Origin of the sequence: Thermomonas brevis (assembly GCF_014395425.1) — a bacterium.
GTDB classification, from domain to species: Bacteria; Pseudomonadota; Gammaproteobacteria; order Xanthomonadales; family Xanthomonadaceae; genus Thermomonas; species Thermomonas brevis.
The window spans coordinates 3,092,912-3,113,131 of sequence record NZ_CP060711.1 but is presented as its reverse complement, the minus strand read 5'-3'; the positions used below and the strand labels follow the sequence as shown (position 1 = coordinate 3,113,131).

At 63.5% G+C, this 20,220-nt stretch carries 26 protein-coding genes; 2 read left to right on the top strand and 24 right to left on the bottom strand.

Annotation, left to right across the window (positions count from 1 at the left end; translation table 11 throughout):
• Positions 1 to 11: 11 nt before the first annotated feature.
• The 22 genes from H9L17_RS14400 to H9L17_RS14295 all read right to left on the bottom strand — a co-directional run bounded on the left by H9L17_RS14400 (position 12) and on the right by H9L17_RS14295 (position 17,100).
• Positions 12 to 428 carry a flagellar hook assembly protein FlgD gene (locus H9L17_RS14400; protein WP_187570105.1) on the bottom strand — a complete coding sequence of 139 codons (417 nt, stop codon included), beginning with the start codon at positions 426 to 428 and terminating at the stop codon, positions 12 to 14.
• Positions 418 to 1,437 carry a hypothetical protein gene (locus tag H9L17_RS14395; protein WP_187570104.1) on the bottom strand — a complete coding sequence of 340 codons (1,020 nt, stop codon included), beginning with the start codon at positions 1,435 to 1,437 and terminating at the stop codon, positions 418 to 420. Before H9L17_RS14395 ends, H9L17_RS14400 begins: the two co-directional genes overlap by 11 nt.
• Positions 1,430 to 1,879, bottom strand: coding sequence for a hypothetical protein (locus tag H9L17_RS14390; RefSeq protein WP_187570103.1), 450 nt, complete (start codon positions 1,877 to 1,879; stop codon positions 1,430 to 1,432). The genes H9L17_RS14395 and H9L17_RS14390 overlap by 8 nt, the downstream gene beginning before the upstream one ends.
• On the bottom strand, positions 1,876 to 3,195 hold the full coding sequence (locus tag H9L17_RS14385; RefSeq protein WP_187570102.1) for a FliI/YscN family ATPase: 1,320 nt from the start codon (positions 3,193 to 3,195) through the stop codon (positions 1,876 to 1,878). The genes H9L17_RS14390 and H9L17_RS14385 overlap by 4 nt, the downstream gene beginning before the upstream one ends.
• Complete coding sequence (locus tag H9L17_RS14380; protein ID WP_187570101.1) at positions 3,192 to 3,857, bottom strand: FliH/SctL family protein; 666 nt, start codon at positions 3,855 to 3,857, stop codon at positions 3,192 to 3,194. The genes H9L17_RS14385 and H9L17_RS14380 overlap by 4 nt, the downstream gene beginning before the upstream one ends.
• Positions 3,845 to 4,288 carry a hypothetical protein gene (locus H9L17_RS14375; protein ID WP_187570100.1) on the bottom strand — a complete coding sequence of 148 codons (444 nt, stop codon included), beginning with the start codon at positions 4,286 to 4,288 and terminating at the stop codon, positions 3,845 to 3,847. The genes H9L17_RS14380 and H9L17_RS14375 overlap by 13 nt, the downstream gene beginning before the upstream one ends.
• Entirely contained in the window at positions 4,285 to 5,661 is a 1,377-nt protein-coding gene (gene fliF / locus H9L17_RS14370; protein WP_187570099.1) for a flagellar basal-body MS-ring/collar protein FliF, read from the bottom strand. Before fliF ends, H9L17_RS14375 begins: the two co-directional genes overlap by 4 nt.
• Positions 5,662 to 5,683: 22 nt before the next feature.
• The gene (gene fliE / locus H9L17_RS14365) at positions 5,684 to 5,986 is read right to left on the bottom strand and encodes a flagellar hook-basal body complex protein FliE (protein ID WP_187570098.1); all 303 of its coding nucleotides are present in this window, start codon (positions 5,984 to 5,986) and stop codon (positions 5,684 to 5,686) included.
• A complete protein-coding gene (locus H9L17_RS14360; RefSeq protein WP_187570097.1) occupies positions 5,986 to 6,372 on the bottom strand; it encodes a flagellar basal body rod protein FlgC in 387 nt (128 codons plus the stop codon). Before H9L17_RS14360 ends, fliE begins: the two co-directional genes overlap by 1 nt.
• Positions 6,373 to 6,374: 2 nt before the next feature.
• The gene (locus H9L17_RS14355) at positions 6,375 to 6,755 is read right to left on the bottom strand and encodes a flagellar basal body rod protein FlgB (RefSeq protein WP_187570096.1); all 381 of its coding nucleotides are present in this window, start codon (positions 6,753 to 6,755) and stop codon (positions 6,375 to 6,377) included.
• A gap of 7 nt (positions 6,756 to 6,762) precedes the next feature.
• Positions 6,763 to 7,878 (bottom strand): flagellar basal body P-ring protein FlgI, encoded by a 1,116-nt coding sequence (locus tag H9L17_RS14350; protein ID WP_187570095.1) that lies wholly within the window; start codon positions 7,876 to 7,878, stop codon positions 6,763 to 6,765.
• A complete protein-coding gene (locus H9L17_RS14345) occupies positions 7,878 to 8,468 on the bottom strand; it encodes a flagellar basal body L-ring protein FlgH (protein WP_246455103.1) in 591 nt (196 codons plus the stop codon). Before H9L17_RS14345 ends, H9L17_RS14350 begins: the two co-directional genes overlap by 1 nt.
• Positions 8,458 to 9,174, bottom strand: a complete 717-nt coding sequence (gene flgA / locus H9L17_RS14340; RefSeq protein WP_187570094.1) for a flagellar basal body P-ring formation chaperone FlgA — start codon at positions 9,172 to 9,174, stop codon at positions 8,458 to 8,460. The genes H9L17_RS14345 and flgA overlap by 11 nt, the downstream gene beginning before the upstream one ends.
• The gene (gene flgG / locus H9L17_RS14335) at positions 9,171 to 9,935 is read right to left on the bottom strand and encodes a flagellar basal-body rod protein FlgG (RefSeq protein WP_187570093.1); all 765 of its coding nucleotides are present in this window, start codon (positions 9,933 to 9,935) and stop codon (positions 9,171 to 9,173) included. Before flgG ends, flgA begins: the two co-directional genes overlap by 4 nt.
• Before the next feature lie 11 nt (positions 9,936 to 9,946).
• Complete coding sequence (locus tag H9L17_RS14330) at positions 9,947 to 10,630, bottom strand: flagellar hook-basal body protein (RefSeq protein WP_187570092.1); 684 nt, start codon at positions 10,628 to 10,630, stop codon at positions 9,947 to 9,949.
• A 7-nt stretch (positions 10,631 to 10,637) separates the two neighbouring features.
• On the bottom strand, positions 10,638 to 12,689 hold the full coding sequence (locus tag H9L17_RS14325; protein WP_187570091.1) for a flagellar biosynthesis protein FlhA: 2,052 nt from the start codon (positions 12,687 to 12,689) through the stop codon (positions 10,638 to 10,640).
• Positions 12,686 to 13,759, bottom strand: a complete 1,074-nt coding sequence (locus H9L17_RS14320; protein WP_187570090.1) for an EscU/YscU/HrcU family type III secretion system export apparatus switch protein — start codon at positions 13,757 to 13,759, stop codon at positions 12,686 to 12,688. The genes H9L17_RS14325 and H9L17_RS14320 overlap by 4 nt, the downstream gene beginning before the upstream one ends.
• Positions 13,760 to 13,762: 3 nt before the next feature.
• A complete protein-coding gene (locus H9L17_RS14315; protein WP_187570089.1) occupies positions 13,763 to 14,530 on the bottom strand; it encodes a flagellar biosynthetic protein FliR in 768 nt (255 codons plus the stop codon).
• A gap of 1 nt (position 14,531) precedes the next feature.
• Entirely contained in the window at positions 14,532 to 14,795 is a 264-nt protein-coding gene (fliQ, locus tag H9L17_RS14310) for a flagellar biosynthesis protein FliQ (RefSeq protein ID WP_187570088.1), read from the bottom strand.
• Positions 14,796 to 14,798: 3 nt separating this feature from the next.
• Positions 14,799 to 15,959 (bottom strand): tetratricopeptide repeat protein, encoded by a 1,161-nt coding sequence (locus H9L17_RS14305; protein WP_187570087.1) that lies wholly within the window; start codon positions 15,957 to 15,959, stop codon positions 14,799 to 14,801.
• 194 nt (positions 15,960 to 16,153) lie between these two features.
• Positions 16,154 to 16,534 carry a hypothetical protein gene (locus H9L17_RS14300; RefSeq protein ID WP_187570086.1) on the bottom strand — a complete coding sequence of 127 codons (381 nt, stop codon included), beginning with the start codon at positions 16,532 to 16,534 and terminating at the stop codon, positions 16,154 to 16,156.
• Positions 16,534 to 17,100 carry a tetratricopeptide repeat protein gene (locus H9L17_RS14295; protein ID WP_187570085.1) on the bottom strand — a complete coding sequence of 189 codons (567 nt, stop codon included), beginning with the start codon at positions 17,098 to 17,100 and terminating at the stop codon, positions 16,534 to 16,536. The genes H9L17_RS14300 and H9L17_RS14295 overlap by 1 nt, the downstream gene beginning before the upstream one ends.
• Positions 17,101 to 17,246: 146 nt before the next feature.
• Between H9L17_RS14295 and H9L17_RS14290 the strand changes: the two genes are divergently transcribed.
• Positions 17,247 to 17,912 (top strand): Crp/Fnr family transcriptional regulator, encoded by a 666-nt coding sequence (locus H9L17_RS14290; protein WP_187570084.1) that lies wholly within the window; start codon positions 17,247 to 17,249, stop codon positions 17,910 to 17,912.
• 120 nt (positions 17,913 to 18,032) lie between these two features.
• Here the strand turns inward: H9L17_RS14290 and H9L17_RS14285 are convergent, their stop codons facing one another.
• Together H9L17_RS14285 and H9L17_RS14280 are read right to left on the bottom strand one after the other, a co-directional pair.
• Complete coding sequence (locus tag H9L17_RS14285; protein ID WP_343044068.1) at positions 18,033 to 18,722, bottom strand: SGNH/GDSL hydrolase family protein; 690 nt, start codon at positions 18,720 to 18,722, stop codon at positions 18,033 to 18,035.
• Positions 18,723 to 18,877: 155 nt separating this feature from the next.
• The gene (locus H9L17_RS14280) at positions 18,878 to 19,507 is read right to left on the bottom strand and encodes a hypothetical protein (protein WP_187570082.1); all 630 of its coding nucleotides are present in this window, start codon (positions 19,505 to 19,507) and stop codon (positions 18,878 to 18,880) included.
• Between the two features lie 325 nt (positions 19,508 to 19,832).
• Between H9L17_RS14280 and H9L17_RS16170 the strand changes: the two genes are divergently transcribed.
• Positions 19,833 to 19,955 carry a hypothetical protein gene (locus H9L17_RS16170; RefSeq protein ID WP_281401894.1) on the top strand — a complete coding sequence of 41 codons (123 nt, stop codon included), beginning with the start codon at positions 19,833 to 19,835 and terminating at the stop codon, positions 19,953 to 19,955.
• Positions 19,956 to 20,220 lie beyond the last annotated feature (265 nt).

Sequence of the window (20,220 nt, the reverse complement as noted above, 5' to 3'; positions counted from 1 at the left end):
GACTCCAGTGGCTATTTCGCGAGGGTGATTTGGGAAAGCCTGACGTTCGAGAGCACTTGGCCTGAAGTGGTCTGCACGGATAATTCCGGCCCGGAATTGGTGAACCCCACGGCAATCACCGCTCCGGTATCGATGACCGTACCGTCGCCAACGAGCGACACCGTCTTGCCGAGCAGGCTCAATGCCTGGGAAGACGATTGCATGACCAGCAGCCCTTCGGTATTGGCGGTCGTCTGGCGCACCTGCTCCAGGTTCGAGAACTGCGCCAGCTGCGCCAGAAACTCGCGGTTGTCGACCGGTTCGAGCGGATCCTGGAATTGCAGCTGCGACAGGAACAGCTTGATGAAGCTTTCCTGATCAATGCTGTTCTGTTTGCTTGTTTCCGTGCTTTGAGCGTTGAGAACGCTCCCTATCGCATCAACGGCCATCGCCTTTCCGCTCCATGTGTTGTGAATAGCCAGCCGCCGCCCAGGCTTCGCGTCCGTTGACCACGATGCGGCCCAGCGAAATTCCCTGACCTGCCGAAAATGCACGCAGCGAGGCAACCAGACTGGGCATCTCGTCTGCTTCGAGAGAGAAATCACGCACCCATGCGGTGGCGTTCTCACTCTCAGTCGCGCCTGCATTCCAGCGCAACAATCGTTGAGCCCAATGGACCCATGCACCCTTGTTCCAGCTTCCGATGACAGCCTGGGCGTATGGATCGGCGCCATCCGCACCATTGCCGGCGATCAAAAGCATCGCTCCGCCATGCGCGGGAACGACCGGCAGGTTTTCCTGCAATACGGGCCATACTCTTTCGCCTGCAGAACCGATCAATGGGGCTTTTCCCTCACCTGCACTTGGCCCATCGGCCGCAGCGGCGAATGTGTTCCCATCCATCTGGAATGGCAGGGAATTTCCGCTCCGATAGGAAAGACCCATCCCTGCCTGCAAGCGCCAAGGACGGAGAACCCACTCCTCGCACTCCGGACCAGTCCGCATTTGCATTTGCGGCGCGTCCTGAATCGACACCAGCGCACCACTTCCTGCGAACGAGCCATCGCTTCCCTTTTCGTATCCGGCTTCCTGCTCGGCGAAGTGTGCTTCCACGGCCACAGTCTGAATCGATGGCGTAACGGTTCCGGCATCGACGACTGACCACAAATCCGGACTGCGGGCACCAGCCACCGTGTCGTCCATCACGACCTCGATGACTCCTGCACACTCGCCCTCGGCCACCATGCCCTCCGGCTTTCCGAATTCGCCATTCAAGACAGGCAAGATGGGGGCATGCCCAGGTGCGTCCCCATACTGCAAACGCGCGGCATCTGCGGCCTCGCTGTCCCTCTCCCGAGCGTTAGATTCCAGAAACCTGCAAAAATCCTGCGCAGGTTTCCGCTGCCCGGATTCGATCGGGACCGGAACAGTGGCGGGATTTACACGTACGTCAATCATTGGAATCCGCCTTCCTGGAAATCAGCAGATCGCCCAGTTGATCGAACATCCGTTTCTCGCCGATCTCCATGACAAGGCGACTTTCCGCAAACGCCCGCTCACGGACAACGCGCGACGCGGTTGCCGCTTCACGCCATTGGCTAGCGGCGTTTTCCGTGCGTTGCCGACAATCCTCGAGATCGCTTTTCGCGGCATCACGGCGCGCCATCGTCTCCTGTTCGTTCTCCAGCGCAAAGCCGTACAGGCCGATATCGACGCTGCCCCCGGAAAGGGAACGCGCCTTCCAGGATTCCGCCTCTTCAACGGCTTCCTGCGCCGAATCGAGCGTCCGCGAGGCCTCCTTCGCTTCGGCAAGCCGCTGGCGCATACTGTCGGCAGCCATCGATTCCCGGAATTCCCTGAAGCGGACAAGCTTCCGCATCTTGTCGAGCCGTCGATTCATGCCGTGGCCTCCATTGCCCGACGCAACTTGCCGAGCGTCTCCATCCGCGGAGTGGCTTCACCCGGAGCCTGCGAAAGCACGGCATCCAGCAGGGGTTTCCTGTCCACCGCGGTGTCCAGCAGCGGGTTCACGCCACGCTGATGCGCCCCCAGCTCGATCAGGTCGCGGGAACTCTCGTAGGTGGCGATCAACCGTTTGATCTCGCGCGCTACGGCCTGCTCGTCCTTGGAAGCCAGTTGCCCCATCAATCTGCTGGTGCTTTGCAGCATGTCGATGGCCGGCAGATGGCCGCGTGCCGCTAGCTCGCGGGTCAGCACGATATGGCCGTCGAGAATGGCGCGCATGTGGTCGGTGACGGGTTCGTTCATGTCGTCGCCCTCGACCAGCACGCTGTAGATGGCCGAGATCGACCCGCCTCGCGCGAGCCGTCCGCATCGCTCGAGCAGACGCGGGAGCTGTGCGAAGACCGATGGCGTATAGCCGCGGAAGGTCGGTGGTTCTCCGGTGGCCAGGCCAATCTCACGCTGTGCCATCGCAAAACGCGTCATCGAATCCACGATCAGGAGCACCGATTTCCCCTGGTCGCGAAAATACTCGGCCACGGCGTGTGCCGCGTGCACCGCATGCGTGCGGACCAGCGCGGGCTGGTCCGCGGTCGCCGCGATCACCACGGAACGACGAAGCCCGTCCTCGCCCAAGGCATGCGACAGGAAATCGCCAACTTCCCGCCCCCGCTCCCCAACCAGGGCCAATACGGTGACATCGGCGCGCACATGGCGCGCCATCATGCCAAGCAGCGTGCTCTTGCCCACGCCGCTGCCGGCGAACACGCCCATCCTCTGACCGACGCCCATCGTCAGCAGTCCATCCACGCCCCGAATGCCTGTTTCCAGCACATCGGAGATCGCCGCGCGTTCCAAGGGATTGATCGGCTCGCGGTGCAACGGATAGTGCTTTGACAGATGCAGCTCGCCTTTCGCATCCAGCGGCCGTCCGAACGCATCCACGACGCGTCCCAGCAGCGCGTCTCCCACGGGAACGCGCAATGCCCTGCCGGTCGCACGAATCCGGCTGCCTGGCGAAATGCCGTGCACGTTTCCGTAAGGCATCAGCAACACGCGCCCCTGCCGAAAGCCAACCACTTCCGCCTGAATTGCCTCCCTGCCATCGCACGGCATCAATTCGCAGAGTTCGCCGAGGCGCGCATCGGGACCTATCGATTCGATTACCAGCCCATTGAACGCTTCCAGACGCCCAAGACGCTGCACCATCTCCGCTTCCCCGAGCTTTTCAATGAGCCGGTTCGCCAGCTTCATGCCGACGCGCTCCGGTGCTCGCGCAAGCCAGTGAGAAATGCCTGCTGGATCGCATCGAGACGGGCATCCAATCCACAATCGAACTGCCCCCTGGCCGTTTCGATGATGCACTGCCCGGACGCAAGCCTGCGATCGGCTTCGACCGGAAGAGGAAGCGCCGCAAGATCCAGCAGTTCCAGATCGCCTTCGCTGACCCGCAACGTTGCCGGCGGATCGCCGAATTCGCGGATCACAGCCAAGCAGTGCGTCTGCAGAAGCGAGCGATCCGCTGCAGAAGCCCCCAACAGACGCACCAGCGCCGCGTAGGCCGCCTCCACCGCCACGTCCTCACTGCCTTTTCCGAAATTCCCGATGGCATCGGCGACGCCCTCGCACAGCCGCCGCAGCGCACTTTCCCGTTCCTGCAGCTTCCGCGTTTCGTCGGCATGTTCCCGCTCCAAACGCTGGGCGATTTTCTCCACGCGCCGGTCGATCTCGCGCGCGGCATCCTTCATCCCTTCGTCGAAGCCGCGGTCACGAGCTTCGTCGTAGGCGGTCTGGAGCATCTTTTTTGCATCATCCTCCCGCTCGATCGGTTCGCGGGGAATGGGCTGCACAACGGCAGCACCCAGCCGGACTGGCTGGGTGGGGATCCGCAGGGTTTCCGGCGTCAGGCGACGCATTGTTCCTCCTGCAGCTCGTCGGCTTCCGCAAGAATGGCTTCACGGAGCTTTTCGGGAAGCTTTGGAATCCGCTTCAACTCGTTCCGCACTTGCAGCGAGACCGGCGCATCCAGCATCGCCACCAGGAAGTGCGTGTCGATGGCGGGATTCGCCGCGAAGACGCGAGCAATCCAGTCTGCGGGAAGCCGCTCCGCCAACTTCGACAAGGTTTCCACCGGAAGCGTCGATTGCGCCGTCAAGCCCTGCATGTCTCCTGCAAGCGCGCGTCCGACGAGCTCGGGATCGCGCCAACCATGCCGAATGACTTCGGCGATGAGTGGTTGCAAGACCTGCATCGAAGCCGGCGGCAAGCCCACCGTCAGCGCCCTGCGCTCGCGCTCGTCCAGGGATGCGAGATACAGCGCCACCTTGCGCAGGCCGATGGCGCTCATGCGGCATCCCCGCCTTCGGCAAGCCACTTGCGCATTTTTGCCAGGATGGCGTCGCGTTCCTCGGGCCGATGCCGCTTGGGCGGCGGCTGCACCAGCCGCGACAGCCACCATCCGCACAGCAGGCATGCCCCGCCGACCAGCACCAGCCAGAATGCCGGCGGAATCCGCAGCTGGTTGGATTTGGCGGGAATGGCTACCGGATCCCGGGCATCCAGAGACGAGGCGGCCTTCACGGACGCCACATCGCCATCGAGGCCTTCTTCGGCCTGCACCATCGGCGTGACTTCAAGGACATCGCCACGTTCCGGATCGAGACCGGCAGCCGCCGTGACGAGACGCCGCAAACGCCCAAGATCGAACGAGCTCAGAGTCGAAGGCACCAGCACGGCCACGGAGATGCGTTCGATGCGACCGGGCGCTTTCACCAGCTCTTCCCGTTCGCTTCCGTGCGCATAGTCGACTTCTTCCTGATTCGACGTCGCCGGCGCCTCGCCGGTTCCGCTCGTTCCGCCACCGGTCCGCGTCACCCGCTTGTGCTTCACCAAGCCGTTACCGCCGTCGCCTTGCGCAATCACCCGCTCGCTGACGCGATGGACTTTGTCGAAGTTCAGCTGCACATCCACCGAGACCCGGAAGTTCTGCAACCGGAAAACCGAACCCAGCAGATCGTTGACGTTTTCCCGGATGCGCTTCTCGAACGCGTTCCGCTCTTCGTCCTGATCCCACGCGCCGTCCTCTCCCGAGTTCCCGCCTTGCAATACGCCGCCAGGACCCAGCACCACGACCGCGGATGGCGACAATCCTTCCACTGCGGACGCCACCAGATTGCGTATGCCGCGCGCTTGCGCCGACGTCAGAGATTCTCCCGCCGCCAGCCCGACGACGACCGACGCCTTGGAGCTGTCGTCCTGCCCGACGAACAGGCCGGGACGCTGGATGGTCAGATGCACGCGCACCGATTGCACACCCGGAAGCGCGGCGATGCTGCGCTCCAGCTCGCCCTGCACGGCGCGCTGGTAGTTGACGCGCTGGGCGAACTCGGTGACGCCGAAATCGGAATCGTTGAACAGCTCGAAGCCGACGTGCCCGCCGCTCGGCACGCCTTCCGACACCAGCTTCATCCGCGTGTCGTAGACCTGATCGGCGGGCACTTCGATGCTGCGCCCGCCGTCGGCGAAGCGGTAAGGCACCTTCCAATCCTTCAATGATTTCGCGATTTCCGCGGCATCCGTTTCCCTTAGCCCACCAAACAGCAACTGGTAGTCCGGGGACAGCACCCACCACAGCGCCATGGCAGCACCGGCCACGATCACCAGCGCGCCCGCGATGAACCCTGCCCGCGCAGCCGTCCCCAGTCCCTTGAAGAGTTCCATCAACTTCATTTTCCTGCTCGCCTCAAAGCTGCATGCGCATCAATTCTTGATACGCCTCGACCACGCGGTTCCTGACTTCGACCATGAACATCAACTGCATGCGCGCGTGTTCGAGCGAAATCATCACGTCATGCACCGGAACGTCCTGGCCGGCGGCCATTGCCCGCAGTCCCGAATCCGCGCTCCGCAGGCTGTCGTCCAGCCTGGCCACACCGTCGCCCACCCACTGGCCGAAATCGGCAGCAGGCGAGTTCGACGCGCTCGTTGCCTCCGAAAGAGAGGTCATTGCGGATGGCGCGATCGCGCCGATGGCATCGATCTGCATCATTTCGCTCCGATCTCGAACGCCTTGGCCACCATGCCGCGCAGCAGGTTGAATGCACGCACGTTCGCTTCGTAGCCGCGGCTGGCCGTCATCAGGGACGTCATTTCCTCCACCAGATCGATGTCCGGGTAGCGCACCATGCCCTCCGCATCGGCCAGGGGGTGGGCCGGATCGTGGACAGCCCGCGTGGCTGCGGGCGAATCCAACAGTTGCGCATGCGCTCCGCCGAGATGGCCGGAAAATGCCCCGGCGGTTGCACGGGTGGCGGTGGCGTTCGCCGGCAACGGCACGTTGGACGACGCGATGTTGCGGCTCGCGGCCTCCATGCGCAGCCGCTCGTAGGCCAGCCCGACGCGGGTCGCTTCCATGATGGATTCAACCGACATGTTCAGTTCTTCCCTGCAATGGCCAGGCGCATCAGGCCGAAGCGGCGGCTCAATGCCTCGCTCAACGCCTGATAGCCGAGGTTGGCCGAGGCCGCATCGGCCACCTGTTCGTCGAGCTGGATCGACGCACCTTCATGGTCGGGGATTGCCGCATGCGGCACCGCATAGGCGGCATCGGCAAGCGCCTGCCCCAGCGATGGCCCAAGGTCCGCGCCCTGCCCTGCAGCCTGGGTCAGCAGGGCCTGGCTGGCGCCGAAATCCAACCGCATGGCGCGTGCGCCCGGCATATTCGCGCTGGCGATGTTCTGCGCCGCCATTTCCGCCCGAAGCTGCTGCATCCCGAGGGCGAGACGCACGGATTCGATGGTGAGATCTTTGCTCATGTGGTTCCTACTGGATGATCAGTTCGCCGTCGAGCGCGCCGGCGGCCTTGATGGACTGGAGTACGGCGATCACGTCGCGGGTGGGCAAGCGGATGGCGCGCAATGCGGAAATCAGGTCGGCCACCGTGGCCCCTTCCGGCACGTTGACGACCGGAGCCGGTTCCTCGCTCGCCTCGATCCGGCTATCCGGAACCACCGCCGTGCGTACCCCGTCGCCGGAGCGCCCGAACACGGCACCCGGTTGCGACACCTGGTACAGGGTCTTGATTTCGACGCGCAGGTCGCCTTGAGAAACGCTGACCTGTCCAAGCCGGACGTCGCCGCCCGCAACGACCGTTCCGGTCCTTTCGTTGACCACCACGCGCGCCTTGCGCACGGGTTCCACGGCGATGTTTTCGAGCCGGGCGATCTCCGCCACCAGGTCGCCAGGAGGCGCCGGATAGCCCACGCTGATGCGCCCCGCGTGTTCCGCTCGCGCATCGATGCCCGGCGCCGCGGCACGCAGCGCCTGCACGATGCGGCTGGCAAGCGTGAAGTCGGGCTGGTTCAGGACGATGCTCAAGTGCCGGCCGTCCCCGCCCACCTGGATGGGAGGCGCCTGCTCGACGGTCGCACCGGCGGGAATCACCCCTGCCGTCGGATGGTTCTTCTGCAAGGATGCGGCCGGCGCTTCGAACTGGTAGCCGCCTACCGCGATCGCACCCTGCGCAACCGCGTAGACGCGCCCGTCCGGGCCGCTCAGCGGCGCGAGCAACAGCGTCCCCCCGCTCAGGCTTCGCGCATCGCCAGCCGAAGCGACCTGCACGTCCAGCGTTTGCCCAGGTTCCGCAAACGCCGGGAGCTTGGAGGTGATGACGACCGCCGCCACGTTCCGGCTTGCAAGATCGTCCAGCTCGACGTTGACGCCGTATGCACGCATCGTGTTGGCCACGGATTGCAGAGTCGCGCGATTGCGAGCCGAATCGCCGGAACCCGCCAGACCGAATACCAGCCCATAGCCGGTCAACGGGTTGTCGCGCACGCCCGCCACCCGGGCCAGATCCTTCAGGCGCACCGGTCTCGGAGACTGGGCGGCGGCGCTCGCAGCCGCAATCAGCGCCAACAGCAGGAAGATCGTCCGCATCACAGCAGGCCCAGCCATCGGAAAATGCGCGACACCAGGCCGCGGCGCTGCGCTTCGCTCACGATGCCGACGCCGGCCAGGGAAACGTCCGCCTCGGCCAGGCGACTCGACCAGACGATATTGCCGGCGGCGATGTCTTCGGGCCGCACTACGCCGCTCAGGTTGATGCGCTGCTGTTCGCCGTTCACCAGCAGGGTCTGCCCGCCGCTGACGCGCAGCAGGCCATTGGGTTCGACGTCCGTTACGCGCACGCTCAGCTGTGCCCGCAGTTCCCCGATACGCCTCGTTTCGGCAGCGCCGGCGGTCTTGCCCTTGGCGGCGAAGTTTGCGTCATAGGTCGTGGAAGGCGAATGCAACCCGATCCCGATGTCGGTGCCCCGATCGGTATCGGTGCCCGCCTGTGAGCGCGCACGGCTGGTTTCCGACACGTACACCGTCAGCACATCGCCCACGCGATAGGCGCGCCGGTCGGCCGCCGGGCCGCGGAAAGTCGCGGGATCGATCAGGCTCTGGCCGTGCGCGCCGGACGGCAACCATCCCAACGCGAGCAGCAGCGCCATCGCCACGAAATTGCGGACTTCAGTTTTCAAGCGTCACCACCTCGGGAGAGACTACGCGCGCGCGGATCGGGCTCGTGGCGCTGGCGGGCAACACGGGGATCGTCTGTCCCGCATCGCCATCGGCAAGCGCCTGGGCAGGTACGGACAGCCGCACCGCGCCGCGGGTCGCCAGGACACGCACGGTCTGCCTGGCGCTGATCATCGGCACCGGCTCGAAATCCGAAACCAGCACCGGATCGCCCTCACGCACCGCTCGACGCAGGCGCATGCCCTCCAGCGAAGCGGAATCCGCCGTCCGCTGGCCCTGTTGCCTTGCCAAATCCATCAACCCCGTGCGGTAGACGAGCTTTTCTGCCGGCTCGCCGCGGCCGAATCCATCCGCATAGAGCTCGCCGCGTACCGGCGCAGTCACCGCAAACCACACCGTAGCGGTGGTCTGCCGGCTTCCTACCCGGACCTGCACGGGCACGCCGACGCGCGAACGCAGCCACGGACCTTCCCAATGGGTCACCGACACTTTCGGAACGCTCCCGGAGGTCACTGGAAAGTCGAGCCCTCCGACCCGCCCTGCCACCGCCAGTTCGACCTGCACGCCGGCTTCGGATGCCTTGGCAAGAAGTGCGGTGCGCGCGGCGTCCACCAGATCCGCGGCGGGCACATGCACGCCGTTCGCCGCGCCGCACGGCAAGGCGGAGAGACAAAGCGCAAGACCAAGCGGGCGCTGCAGTTCCATCATCGGCGCAGGTTGTTGATGGTTTCCAGAACCTGGTCCGATGCCTGCAGGACGCGCGCGTTCAACTGGTAGGCGCGTTGCGCCATCACCAGCGACGTCATCTCGTCGATCAGATCGACGTTCGCCATTTCCAGGTATCCCTGCTGGAGCCTGCCGAAACCGGGGTCGCCGGCTCGCCCGAAGCTCGCGGCGCCGGAAGCGTCGGTCGGCACGAAATTGTTTTCGCCGATCGCCTGCAAGGCATCGGGCGAAGCGAACCCCGCAAGTTCGAGCACGCCCAGTTCCGTGCGCTCGGCATCGTTCCCCAGCTTCGCCGTGATTTCGCCGGTGTCCGAGATGCGCAACTCGGCCGCATCCTGCGGAATCCGTATTCCCTGCGCAAGGCGAAGCCCTCCGACCGACACCAGGTAGCCGTCCGCATCGACGCGGAACTGGCCGGCGCGGGTATAGACGCGTTCGCCCAACGCGTTCTCCAGCTCGAAGAAGCCGGCGCCGTCGATCGCGAGATCCGTGGCGTTGCGGGTCGGGCGAATTTCGCCCTCGCTGAATACCGGCAGCGTCGCCTGGACGCGCGCGCCGCCCCCCACGCCATGCATCGCATGCGACGTGGACTCCAATACCCCCGCATGGGCGATTTCGGCGAAGCTGACGCGGCTTTTCTTGAAGCCAGGCGTCTGCATGTTGGCGACATTGTTGGAAATGGCGTCGATCTGCTCCTGCTGGCTGCGCAGTCCGGTCGCCGAGATGTAAAGCGCGTCGATCATGTGTCCTCCCGTCAGTTCTCGCCAATCCGGCCCACGCCGGTTTCCATGGCTTTGTCGTAGATGGAAATCGCCCGCTGCACGGATTCCACGTGCCGGACCAGCTCCATCAGGCGGATGGTTTCGGCTGCCGCGTCGACGTTGGAACTTTCGACGGCGCTCTGCTCGACCTTTCCATGCCATTCGGCAAACTCGCCGTCGTAGCGGAACCCGCCTCCATCCAGCGCGATCAATCTTTCGGGCTCCTGCACATCGACCAGACGAAGGCTGCCGAGCGATTCGCCCCCGCTCCAGAGTTCGCCGGTCGAATCCACGCGAACGCTCTTTCCGTCCAGCGCAATCGGCGCACCGGCCGTGCTCTGCACGCGATCGCCGCGCGCGTTCACCAGCATCCCGTCGACATCCAGCCGGAATTGCCCGGAACGCACCAGCACCGGTGCACCATCCCGCTCGACCACGAAAAACCCCTTGCCCCGCAGCGCAAGGTCGAGGGCGCTGCCGGTCTGCTTCAACGGTCCGTCCGACAGATCACGCGCCATCGCCGGTCGCTCGGACTGGAGAAGGGCTCCAAAACCGGACAAGGCCTTTTCCGCCCGGAAGCCGGGCGTGTTGATGTTGGCAACGTTGTGGCTGATCGCGTTCAACGTGGCGATGTCGTCGCCCAGGGCACGCGCAACGGACTGGATCGGGTCTGTCATGGCATCCTCATGCGGCCGTCGCCGTAACGGCAGCGAACGAGCGGACCGTCGTGGTAGAAGGCACCTCGTTCAGGCCAACGACGGAGACGTAAGGCAGCGAGCGCTGCAACATGCCGCGCAAGGGGCGGCGGATCGACGACGGGCACAGCAGCACCGGCTGCAGGCTGCGCCCCATCATCGCCTCGGCTTGCCTCGCCAGGCTCTTCATGAAGCCGTCCAGCGTCGCCATGTCGCCGAACACCGAACCTTTGGCGGTGCCGTTGCGCAGATTCCCGAGCAACGTGCGCTCGATCTCCGGAGCCAGCGTAAGCACGTGCAGTTCGCCCGCCGGATCGCTCAGGCGCTGGCAGATGCTGCTACCGAGACGTTCCCTGACGCGTTCGGCCAGTTCTTCCGGCGCTTTCGTGGTCTTGCCGGCGTCGACCAGCACTTCCAGCACCGACTCCATGTTGCGCACGCTGACCTGCTCGCGCAGCAGCATTTGCAACACCTTCTGGATGTCCGAATAGGTCAGCACGTTCGGCACCAGTTCGTCGATGAGCGAGGCATGCTGATCGCGCAGCCGGTTGACCAGGCGTTCCGTCTCGCTCCGGGTGAGCAGCTCCGGAGCGTGCCGCTTGGCAATCTCGCTGAAGTGTGTCATCAACACGGTATCGGGATCGACCAGCGTGTATCCGGCGCTGCGGGCGAACTGCCTGGACTCCTTGCCGATCCAGAGCGCAGGCAATCCATAGGCTGGATCACGGGTTTCGACGCCGTCCAACTTGGCCCGCTGGCCGCCCGGATTGATCGCGAGGATGCGGTCCACCTGCAGTTCGCTGCGGCCTACGCGATTGCCTTGAACCAGGATTTCGTACGCGTCCTCGCGCAATTCCGCCTTCGCCGCGAGTTGGACCTGCGGCACGATGAAGCCGAAGTCCTGCGCGAACTGCCTGCGCAGGTTCGCCACGCGATCGCCGAAGTCGGATTCGGGCGCAAGAAAGGTGCCCGCCAGCGCGCTGCCGAAACCGATTTCGATCGGATCGATCTTCATCAACTGCTGGAGATCGTCCTTCACCGGGCGCTCGACCGCCGGCGCAGGCATGTCCTCCACCGGCGCACCGCTCTTGCGCGCCGCGAGGATGCCGATACCCACGACCCCAGCGAGCACCAGCAGGACGGGCAGCGCCGGAAAGCCGGGCAGCACCAGCAACACCACCAGCGCGGCGGCCGCCACCGCCAGCGCCTTTGGATTGGAAAACACCTGGCGCGGAATTTCCTTGCCGAGCTGATTGTCCGAAGCGGCACGGGTGATGATGATGCCGGTCGCCACCGCAATCACCAGCGACGGAATCTGGGTGACGATGCCGTCGCCGATGGTGAGCAGCGTGAAGCGCTGAACCGCCTCGCCCCACGGCATGCCCAGTTGGGCAATGCCAACGGCCAAGCCGGCCGTGATGTTGATCAGGATGATGATGATGCCGGCGATGGCATCGCCCTTCACGAATTTGGTGGCGCCGTCCATGGCGCCGTAGAAGCTCGATTCCTTTTCCAGCTGGGCGCGGCGGCGGCGCGCTTCGTGCTCGTCGATCAGCCCCATGTTCATGTCGGCATCGATGCTCATCTGCTTGCCGGGCATGCTGTCCAGAGTGAACCGGGCGGCCACCTCCGCCACGCGTTGCGCGCCGTTGGTGACGACCACGTACTGGACGACCACCAGGATCAGGAACACGACGATGCCGACGACATAGTTGCCGCCCACCACGAAGCTGCCGATCGCATTGATCACCCGACCCGCATTGGCGCCCTCCAGGATCAGGCGGGTCGCCGACACGTTCAGCGCCAGCCGGAACAGGGTCGCCAGCAGCAGGATGGTCGGGAACGTCGAGAACTTGAGCGGCGTTTCGGTGAAGAAAGTCGCCAACAGGATCAACAGCGCCAGGGTGATGTTGATGACCAGCAGGAAATCCAGCAGCACCGACGGGATCGGCGCGAACAGCACCATCAGGATGCTGATCATCAGGATCACCAGCGCAAGATCGCGCCGGCCCGACCAGACCTGGGACAGCAGCTCCCTCATGCCGGGCGCTCCCCATTGCGCCGGGCGAACAACCAGCGATAGATCGGGGCCAGTTCCGCGTAGCGCATCTCGGGCACGGGCGCGTCGAGATCGCACTCGCGGTAAAGCGCACGCGTCAGCGCCGGCTTCCGCAGGATGGGAACGCCATGCCGACGCGCCACCTCGCGGATCCTTCGGCTCATGAAACCCGCGCCCTTCGCCAGCACCACCGGCGCGCGCATCGAAGCCGGCTGGTAGCGCAGCGCCACGGCGTAGTGGGTGGGATTGGTCAACACGAAGTCGGCCTCGGCGACCCGCGGTATCGAGCGCGCCTTCTTCAGCAGGTCGCGGATCAGCCGCTTCTGCTTGGACTTGATTTCCGGATCACCGTCGCGTCGCTTGTGCTCGTCGCGCAGCTCGCGCCGGCTCATGCGCATTTTCCGCATGTACTCGCGGCGGGTCATGAACAGGTCGACCACCGCCAACAGGGACAGGATCATCAGCACGTAGATCGAGGTCCGCACGAACGCCGACTGCAGAAGCGAAGGCAAGCGCTGCGGGGACGTTGCCGCGGCGCTTTCGGTGAATCCGCGCATCTGCCGGAACATCGCATAGGCCAGCACGGCAAGCAGGCCCAGCTTCAGCGCCATCTTGCCCAGCTCCCACAGCATGCGCATCGAGAACAGGCGCTTCAGCGCCTGCGCCGGATTCATGCGGTTGAAATCGGGCTTGATCGGATGCGCGCTGAACACCGGCCCCGTCTGCGCGACGTTGGCGACCACCGCCACCACGACCAGCGCCAGCGCCAACGGCGACAACGACCGCCACACCGGCGCCCATGCCGCTCCCAACCATGCGGCCAATTCGCCGCCCGGCATCGGCCTGCCTCCCGCCAGCAGCAGGGTGCCCCGCATGGCTTCGGCCAATGCATGCGCGATCCAGGCACCCGTCAGCGCGAGCGTCGCCGCGAACACGATCAGCACGGCGGTACCGATGACATCGGAACTCTTGGACACTTCCCCACGCCGGCGCGCCTCCTCGAGGCGGTAATGCGTAGGCTGCTCGGTCTTGTCCTGGTCTTCGGCCGCCATCGTTCAGGTTCCGAACAAGGCGGGAAGACGGACCAGCGCATCCTGATAGAGGCGGCCGATCAGGGTAGGTGCATAGGCAAGCGTCAACGCCAGCAACAGCATGGCGACCGCCACCTTCAGCGGAAGAGCCAGGAAATACACGTTGGCCTGCGGCATCGAGCGAGTCGCATAGGCCACCGCGAGATCGACCGCGAACAGGCCGACGACAAGCGGCGCCACCACCACCAGGCCCAGCGCGAAGCTGCCGCTCACCATCGACAGGAACGCCACCGGCTCCAGATGCAGCCCGATCATGCCCAGCGGCAGGACGCGCACGCTCACGGCAAGCAGGCGGAACAGCTCGACGTGCAGGTCCAGAGTGAAGAACAGCACGGTCGCCGCCAGCAGGAGCAGGCTTCCCAGCAAGGATTCGGGTTCGTGCTGTCCGGTCGGATTGAGCAGAGAAGCCGCGCTCAGGCCCGCCTGCATGTCGGCCAGGCGGGCCGCCATGCCGATTCCCGCCTGCGGGAGCAGAATCGCGAGCCCGAACGTCATCCCGATCAAAAGCTCGCTCGCGCCGGCCAGCAGCAGGCCACCGCTCTCGCCCCAATACGGCATGGGCTTCGCCAGCGGCATGGCCATGACCGTCAGACCTGCCACCGCCAGCAGCAATACCATGCGGACCATTGGCGGCGCCCAGGCCATCGGCGATACCGCAGGAACCGCCAGCACCGGCGCATAGCGCAGGGTGGCGAATCCGAGCAGCAGCACGGTGGCCTCGATGGTCGTCACGTCAGAATGCCGCCGCCGTTTCGAACATGCGCCGAGTCAGTTCCACCATCACGGAGAGCATCCAGCCGCCCAGCATCACGCACACCAGCACCACCACGATCAGCTTCGGCACGAAGGTGAGGGTCATCTCCTGGATTTGCGTCACCACTTGCAGGATCGACACGATCAACCCCACGGCCAATGCCGCCAGCAGGAACGGAAGCGATACCTTCACCGCCGCGAACAGCATCTCGGCCATCAACTGCATGGCGGTATCCGCGTCCATGGCTCAGCGCGCATCCGCCTTGAACCGCTCGCGCAGAAGGCGCGAAAGCTCGGCCAGTTCCATGCCCTCGGGCAGGTCGGCCGGCTGCACCAGGTTGCCAAGCAAACGCAGCCCCTCATCTCCGCGTCCCTCCGCATCGAGCAACAGCGTCTGCGCGTACAGCGCGGTGGGGCACTGCGGATTGAGTCGCAGAGCGCGCCGGATGGCCAGCTCGGCCTCGTCGTTGCGCCCGCGCAGGACATGGATCAGCGCCAGCCCACCATGCGAGTCGGCGAAATTGCGATCCAGATCGTAGGCGCGCTGATAGCTCGCTTCGGCTGCATCGATCTCGCCTTCCAGCAGGTCCACCCATGCCAGCGCATGCCACGTGCCGATATGGTCCGGCATCGCCTCGGTGGCATCCCGCAGCAACGCCCTGGCTTCGCCAAGACGGCGCTGCTGCATGCGTACCTGCCCCAGGCCCGACAAGCAGCGTCCGGAATTGGAATGCTGGGCCAATGCATTTGCGAAATGCGTTTCCGACTCATCCAGCGCCCGCCGCCAGAGGGCGACAGTGCCGGCAACCAGCAAGGCTTCGTGCTGGCCGGCCGGGTGCGCTGCAAGACAGGCCATCGCCGCCGCATAGCCCGCTTCGGTATCGCCCTGGTCGAGCAATGCAAGCGAACGGACGCCCTGTGCGGTCGCATGGGCAGGCGCTCGCGCAAGCGCACGATCCAGCCGCTCCAGCGCCTGCGGGAAATCTTCGTCCATCATCGCCACGCGCGCGGCCAATACGTCCAGTTCCACGTCGTCGCCAAATCGCTCTTGCGCATCGGCCAAAGTCACGCGTGCGGCTTGCGTATCGCGCAGGCACAGCTGCGCGAACGCCAAGTCATGCCACAGGGCCGCATTCGCATGTCCTTCGCCGATCAAACTACCCAGCCATTGCGCGGCGTCGGCATAACGTCCCTGCATCAGGCCAGCACGCGCCAGGCGGAAACGGATCGCCGCATCGACCTGCGCTTGCTGCGGCAGTGTTTCCAGCAGCATTACCGCCTGCCCGACGTCGCCCACTTCGACGAGTGCATCGAACAAATCGCAAGCCAAGAGAACATTCGCAGGATCGATTGCAAGGAAACCCCGCAACTGCGCGATGCGCTGATTCCTTTCATCCGTACTTTCCATAAAGCAAAACCACCCCATCCCCGTCCATTGCACGAGGTCAGCACCGATCGTGGGAATACCCCTGTCGCGAACGCGGAGCGATGCGAACCGCTTATTGCGATTCGCCCCCTAGCCCACGTTGGGCGGCGAGTGTGGAGAGAGCCGCCTTCAGCGTCAACGGTAATTTTTCCGTTCCTGGCCGCCCACTCGGAGAATCAACGTTTTAGCGCTTCAATCAGCTGGACGAACTCAGCTTCTCCGTCAGCGCCCTGCCCCTCAAGCGCGCTGGTAATCGATTCCAGCATTGCCTGCCATTCCGGATGCTCGCGCAGCTCCGGCCCAAACTCCCAGAGCAGGACGGTACGAACCATCCGGGGCCGCACCTTGCGCACCGCATCCGCATCGCGCACATCGACCGATTGGACGATTTCAGCCATCTGCCTGCGCAGGGCCGCCACATCCTTGCGCGGTGCGGGCATAGCCGCCCTTTCCGCAAACGCATCCGGTTTGCCCTGCGCCCGCGCATTGCGCTGCCCAGCTTCCGTCCGCAGCGCCGCGATAATGCTTTGGGCAGAGCCGAGCTTGTCGATGGTCATCAGGGATCGGTCTTACCGTAAGCGGACAGATAGAGCGGCGCCGCACTCATGGTGGTTTCCACGCCAGCAGGGAACGCCCCATCCTCAGTCGGCGCCATGAGGTTGGCGAGCAACCGCTGCATATCGCCGGCCAATGGGAGAATCTCCTGTTCGCAAGCCAACCCGGTCTGGAGTGCTTCAACAGCACCCGAAACGTCATCATCCACCATGGCGATCAACCCCTTCGCATAGGAGGCCAACGCCGTTCCGGACGGCAGATCGGCCAGTGGCGCGAGCGTGGATTTCGCCAATGCACCATCACCCTTCACGAGATAAAGCTGTCCCAACTGGAAACGCGCGATCGGAAAGTCGGGAGCCAAAGCCACGGCACGAGCAAACCCTTCTTCCGCCCTGTCCACCATTCCCAGCTGCATGTGTTCCGCCGCCAGAAGGTAGTGCCCATAGGGATGCACGGGGTTGCGGTCGACCAGGATCTTGAGCAACGAAACGGCGTCGGCATTATGCTCGCGGTTCATGGCGTCAAGCGCGGCGCGCAACAATTCGGCATCGTCGAGGTTTTCGTACACCGGGCATCCTCTTAAAATGATGGTTCGGCCCCATCGGCCGCGACCGGACGAGCCTGTCTTCCACAGAGTCCCGGACGGTCGCGGAAAGTTTAGCAAGCGCCCGCCCATCCTCCCCAAGAACCAACGCATGCACTTACCTGCCGGCCATGGAAGCCAAGCCCCTTATGCAAGAACAGCTCGCAGGATCGGCCCTTCACCTTCCGCCCAGCCTACAGGCGGAACTGCTGCGCCAAGGCGAAATCCGCCACTACGCCGCCGGCGACATCCTGTTCCATGAGGGCGACGAGGCGGACCATCTTTTCCTCCTGCTCTCTGGGCAACTCAAGGCCTATTCGTCTGGCGACAACGACCAGGAAGTCGTCTACAGCGTCCTGAAACCCGGCGAACTGTTGGGCGAATTGATGCTGGACGGAGGACCCCGCTCGACTTCCGTCAAGGCCATCACCGACGCGACCTGCAAAACCCTCGATGGGAAAACCGCGGCCGCACTGTTGCACAACGCTCCGGATTTCGGCGAATACCTCGTGCACAGACTGATCGGCCGGGTACGCCGCCTGACCCGGCAGAATCGCAGCTTGGTGCTGCAGGACGTTTATGAGCGCGTCGCCTCGCTCCTGGAAGAGCACACCTTCATGAATGGCGATGTACGGACCGTTCCCCGCATCCTGACTTACCAGGAAATCGCCAACCGCGTCGGCGCCAGCCGTGAGATGGTAGGCAACATCATGCGGAATCTCATCCGCGGCGGCTTCATCGTCAAGAATAACGATCGGCAGATGGCGATCGTCAGGAGGCTGCCTAAGAAATGGTGAACAACTGGCTTTCCGATATTCTCCGATAAATCGTCGGACAGCCGCATTCCCCGTTTATTCCGCGCTGGACGGCACCTGCCGATGAGCCGTCTCGCAAGACGGCCCCCGGCAGAGCAACGCTCAATGCAGGTAGCAGTTGGGAATGAAAGAAGTCCCGCCGCACACGTCTTGCAGCCACCTCTTTGCCATCAGGATCGCTCCTTGGGCGTTCGGATGGGCACCGTCTACCGTGTAGGCGCCCGGATCGGGCCATACCGTGGCGAGATCGACCAATCGGATCTTTTCACTGTGCCGCGAATTGTAATAGGTCACCGCCGTACGAATCGTCTGGTTGACGCGCACCCTGTTCTGCTCCGCCAGCCCCCCCCCCATTGGCGCCCATACCCGGGTCGTATTCGATACCGGAGGATATGTGAGCGCAATGATTTTTTTCGCGCTCATCGCCTCATAAAGCGACAGCAGGCAATTCCCCAATTCCGGCAATGACACGCCATAAGCATTGACGTCATTGATTCCAATCAGAACGCTCACCACTCCTTCGGCCCTGCGAACCACCCTGTCATTGACTTGAGCAAGCAGGCCGCGAGCCTGCCCGGTCCAAGGTCCTGAACTGAATGCCTCCTGGGTAGTACACGTTTCCCCTCCCCGGCCAGAGTTATCCCCGGTCGTCACGCGATAAAAAGTCGCGGGATTCAAATAGGTGGCGTAACTTTGATCGTGGAGAAGCTGATAATTCATATCGCAATATTCGTAATTCGTACTCTGGCACGGCGTTCGCCGGGTATACGAATCCCCTGTCGCAAGCACCATGGTCTTGCTCTGAGCCACAACCGCCGTTGAGGTAACGGAAATAACCAAACCCACCAAGCACGCAAAAATCCTCACAAGCACCACCTCCCTTTTGGTCAACCATCAATCAAATACGCAAGTACCGCCTTTGAAGTTCGCCACCCTAGCCTTCCCAGTCAAGCAGATGGTTCCAAAAGAGAACCCGCCCGTTCGCCACCTTCGCGAAATGCGCTCGATGGCAAATTACCGAACGTCGTCGTGCACATGTGCGTGCCAGCCAGGTTCTGGCAGCGGTACGTCACCAGCATCCCGGCGCTGTAGTAGCCGCTGCCGCCCAAGGCCGTGCTGTAGTACACGGTCGACAGCGCCGTCAGCGCCGGATCGGGCGCGTCCTTGAACCAGGTCTGCCCCGTCCGCCCCAGCTCGCTCACCTGCAGCACGCGGCCATCGACGTCGTAGGTCGTCTTGGTCTGGTGCGAACGCCAGCCGCTTACGTCGACTTCATATTCCGTTTGCTCACCCATCTTCGGATTGCCGACCAGGTAACTCCTGATCGTCCCCGGCGCGAAATACTCCGTCAGCTCGGTCTCCCGCCCCGCCGCGTCGTAGTGCAGCGCGTACGACTCCACGTCCGAGTTCGCCTGCTTTCCCGCCACCACGATCTGACCGTTCACCAAGGCGCCGTTCACCACCTGCACCCGGTTCTCCGCGTCGTAGCTGAACCACAGCGTCTGCACGTTCGGCACCTTCGGCGCCGGCGTGCCGCCTCCCGGCAGATTGGTTTTGAATAGATCACCCGCCGACATCAGCGTCGGCGGGGAGACACCAAGAGTTCAAACGAGATGAGCCAAACGAGCAGAAAGCTCACTCCGACCCTAAGTTTCCCGACCCCGTTTTCGGGTTTCAACCCATCTTACGCGTTATCTCAAACTCGGATTTCGCCCACATCCATCCTCTTCATCAACTTCTCAAGAACCGTTGTAAAGAAATTAATCTGCTGCTTTCGATCACTTGGAAAGCCACCCGATTGAAGCGAACGAAATTCATCTGGGCACAAGTCAGCCAGCAGAAACCACCCATGTCCTTGGCTCAGGATCGACGCCTCCGACACTTCCCCCCCCTGCTGGCGACATGAAAATTCTCGCCCAGGAAAGGTTGATAAGTGAACGCTATCAAGATGCTGCCGTTATCCACCACCGTACAGGAAAAACCATCAGTGCGAATCTTATGTCGCAATTCAAACCGGTGCCTTGACAGGAAGTCACCGTATTCAATGCCAGCGAGCGTCTCTCCAAGTTGCATATCGTTGGTCATCACGGCTTTACTATCACCCATTGACCGCCTTTCTTGACATAACCCATCGCTCGGAATGCATCGCTATTGAGCATCTCGATTTCCTTATAAGTTGCACTGGTAGGCCATTTCAGCAAAACAGGGGTCGGAGTCGACTTTCTCGGGCTTCTCCTAAAAACTAAACTCTAAAAACTCAACTCCGACCCCTGTTTTTACAGCGTCACAC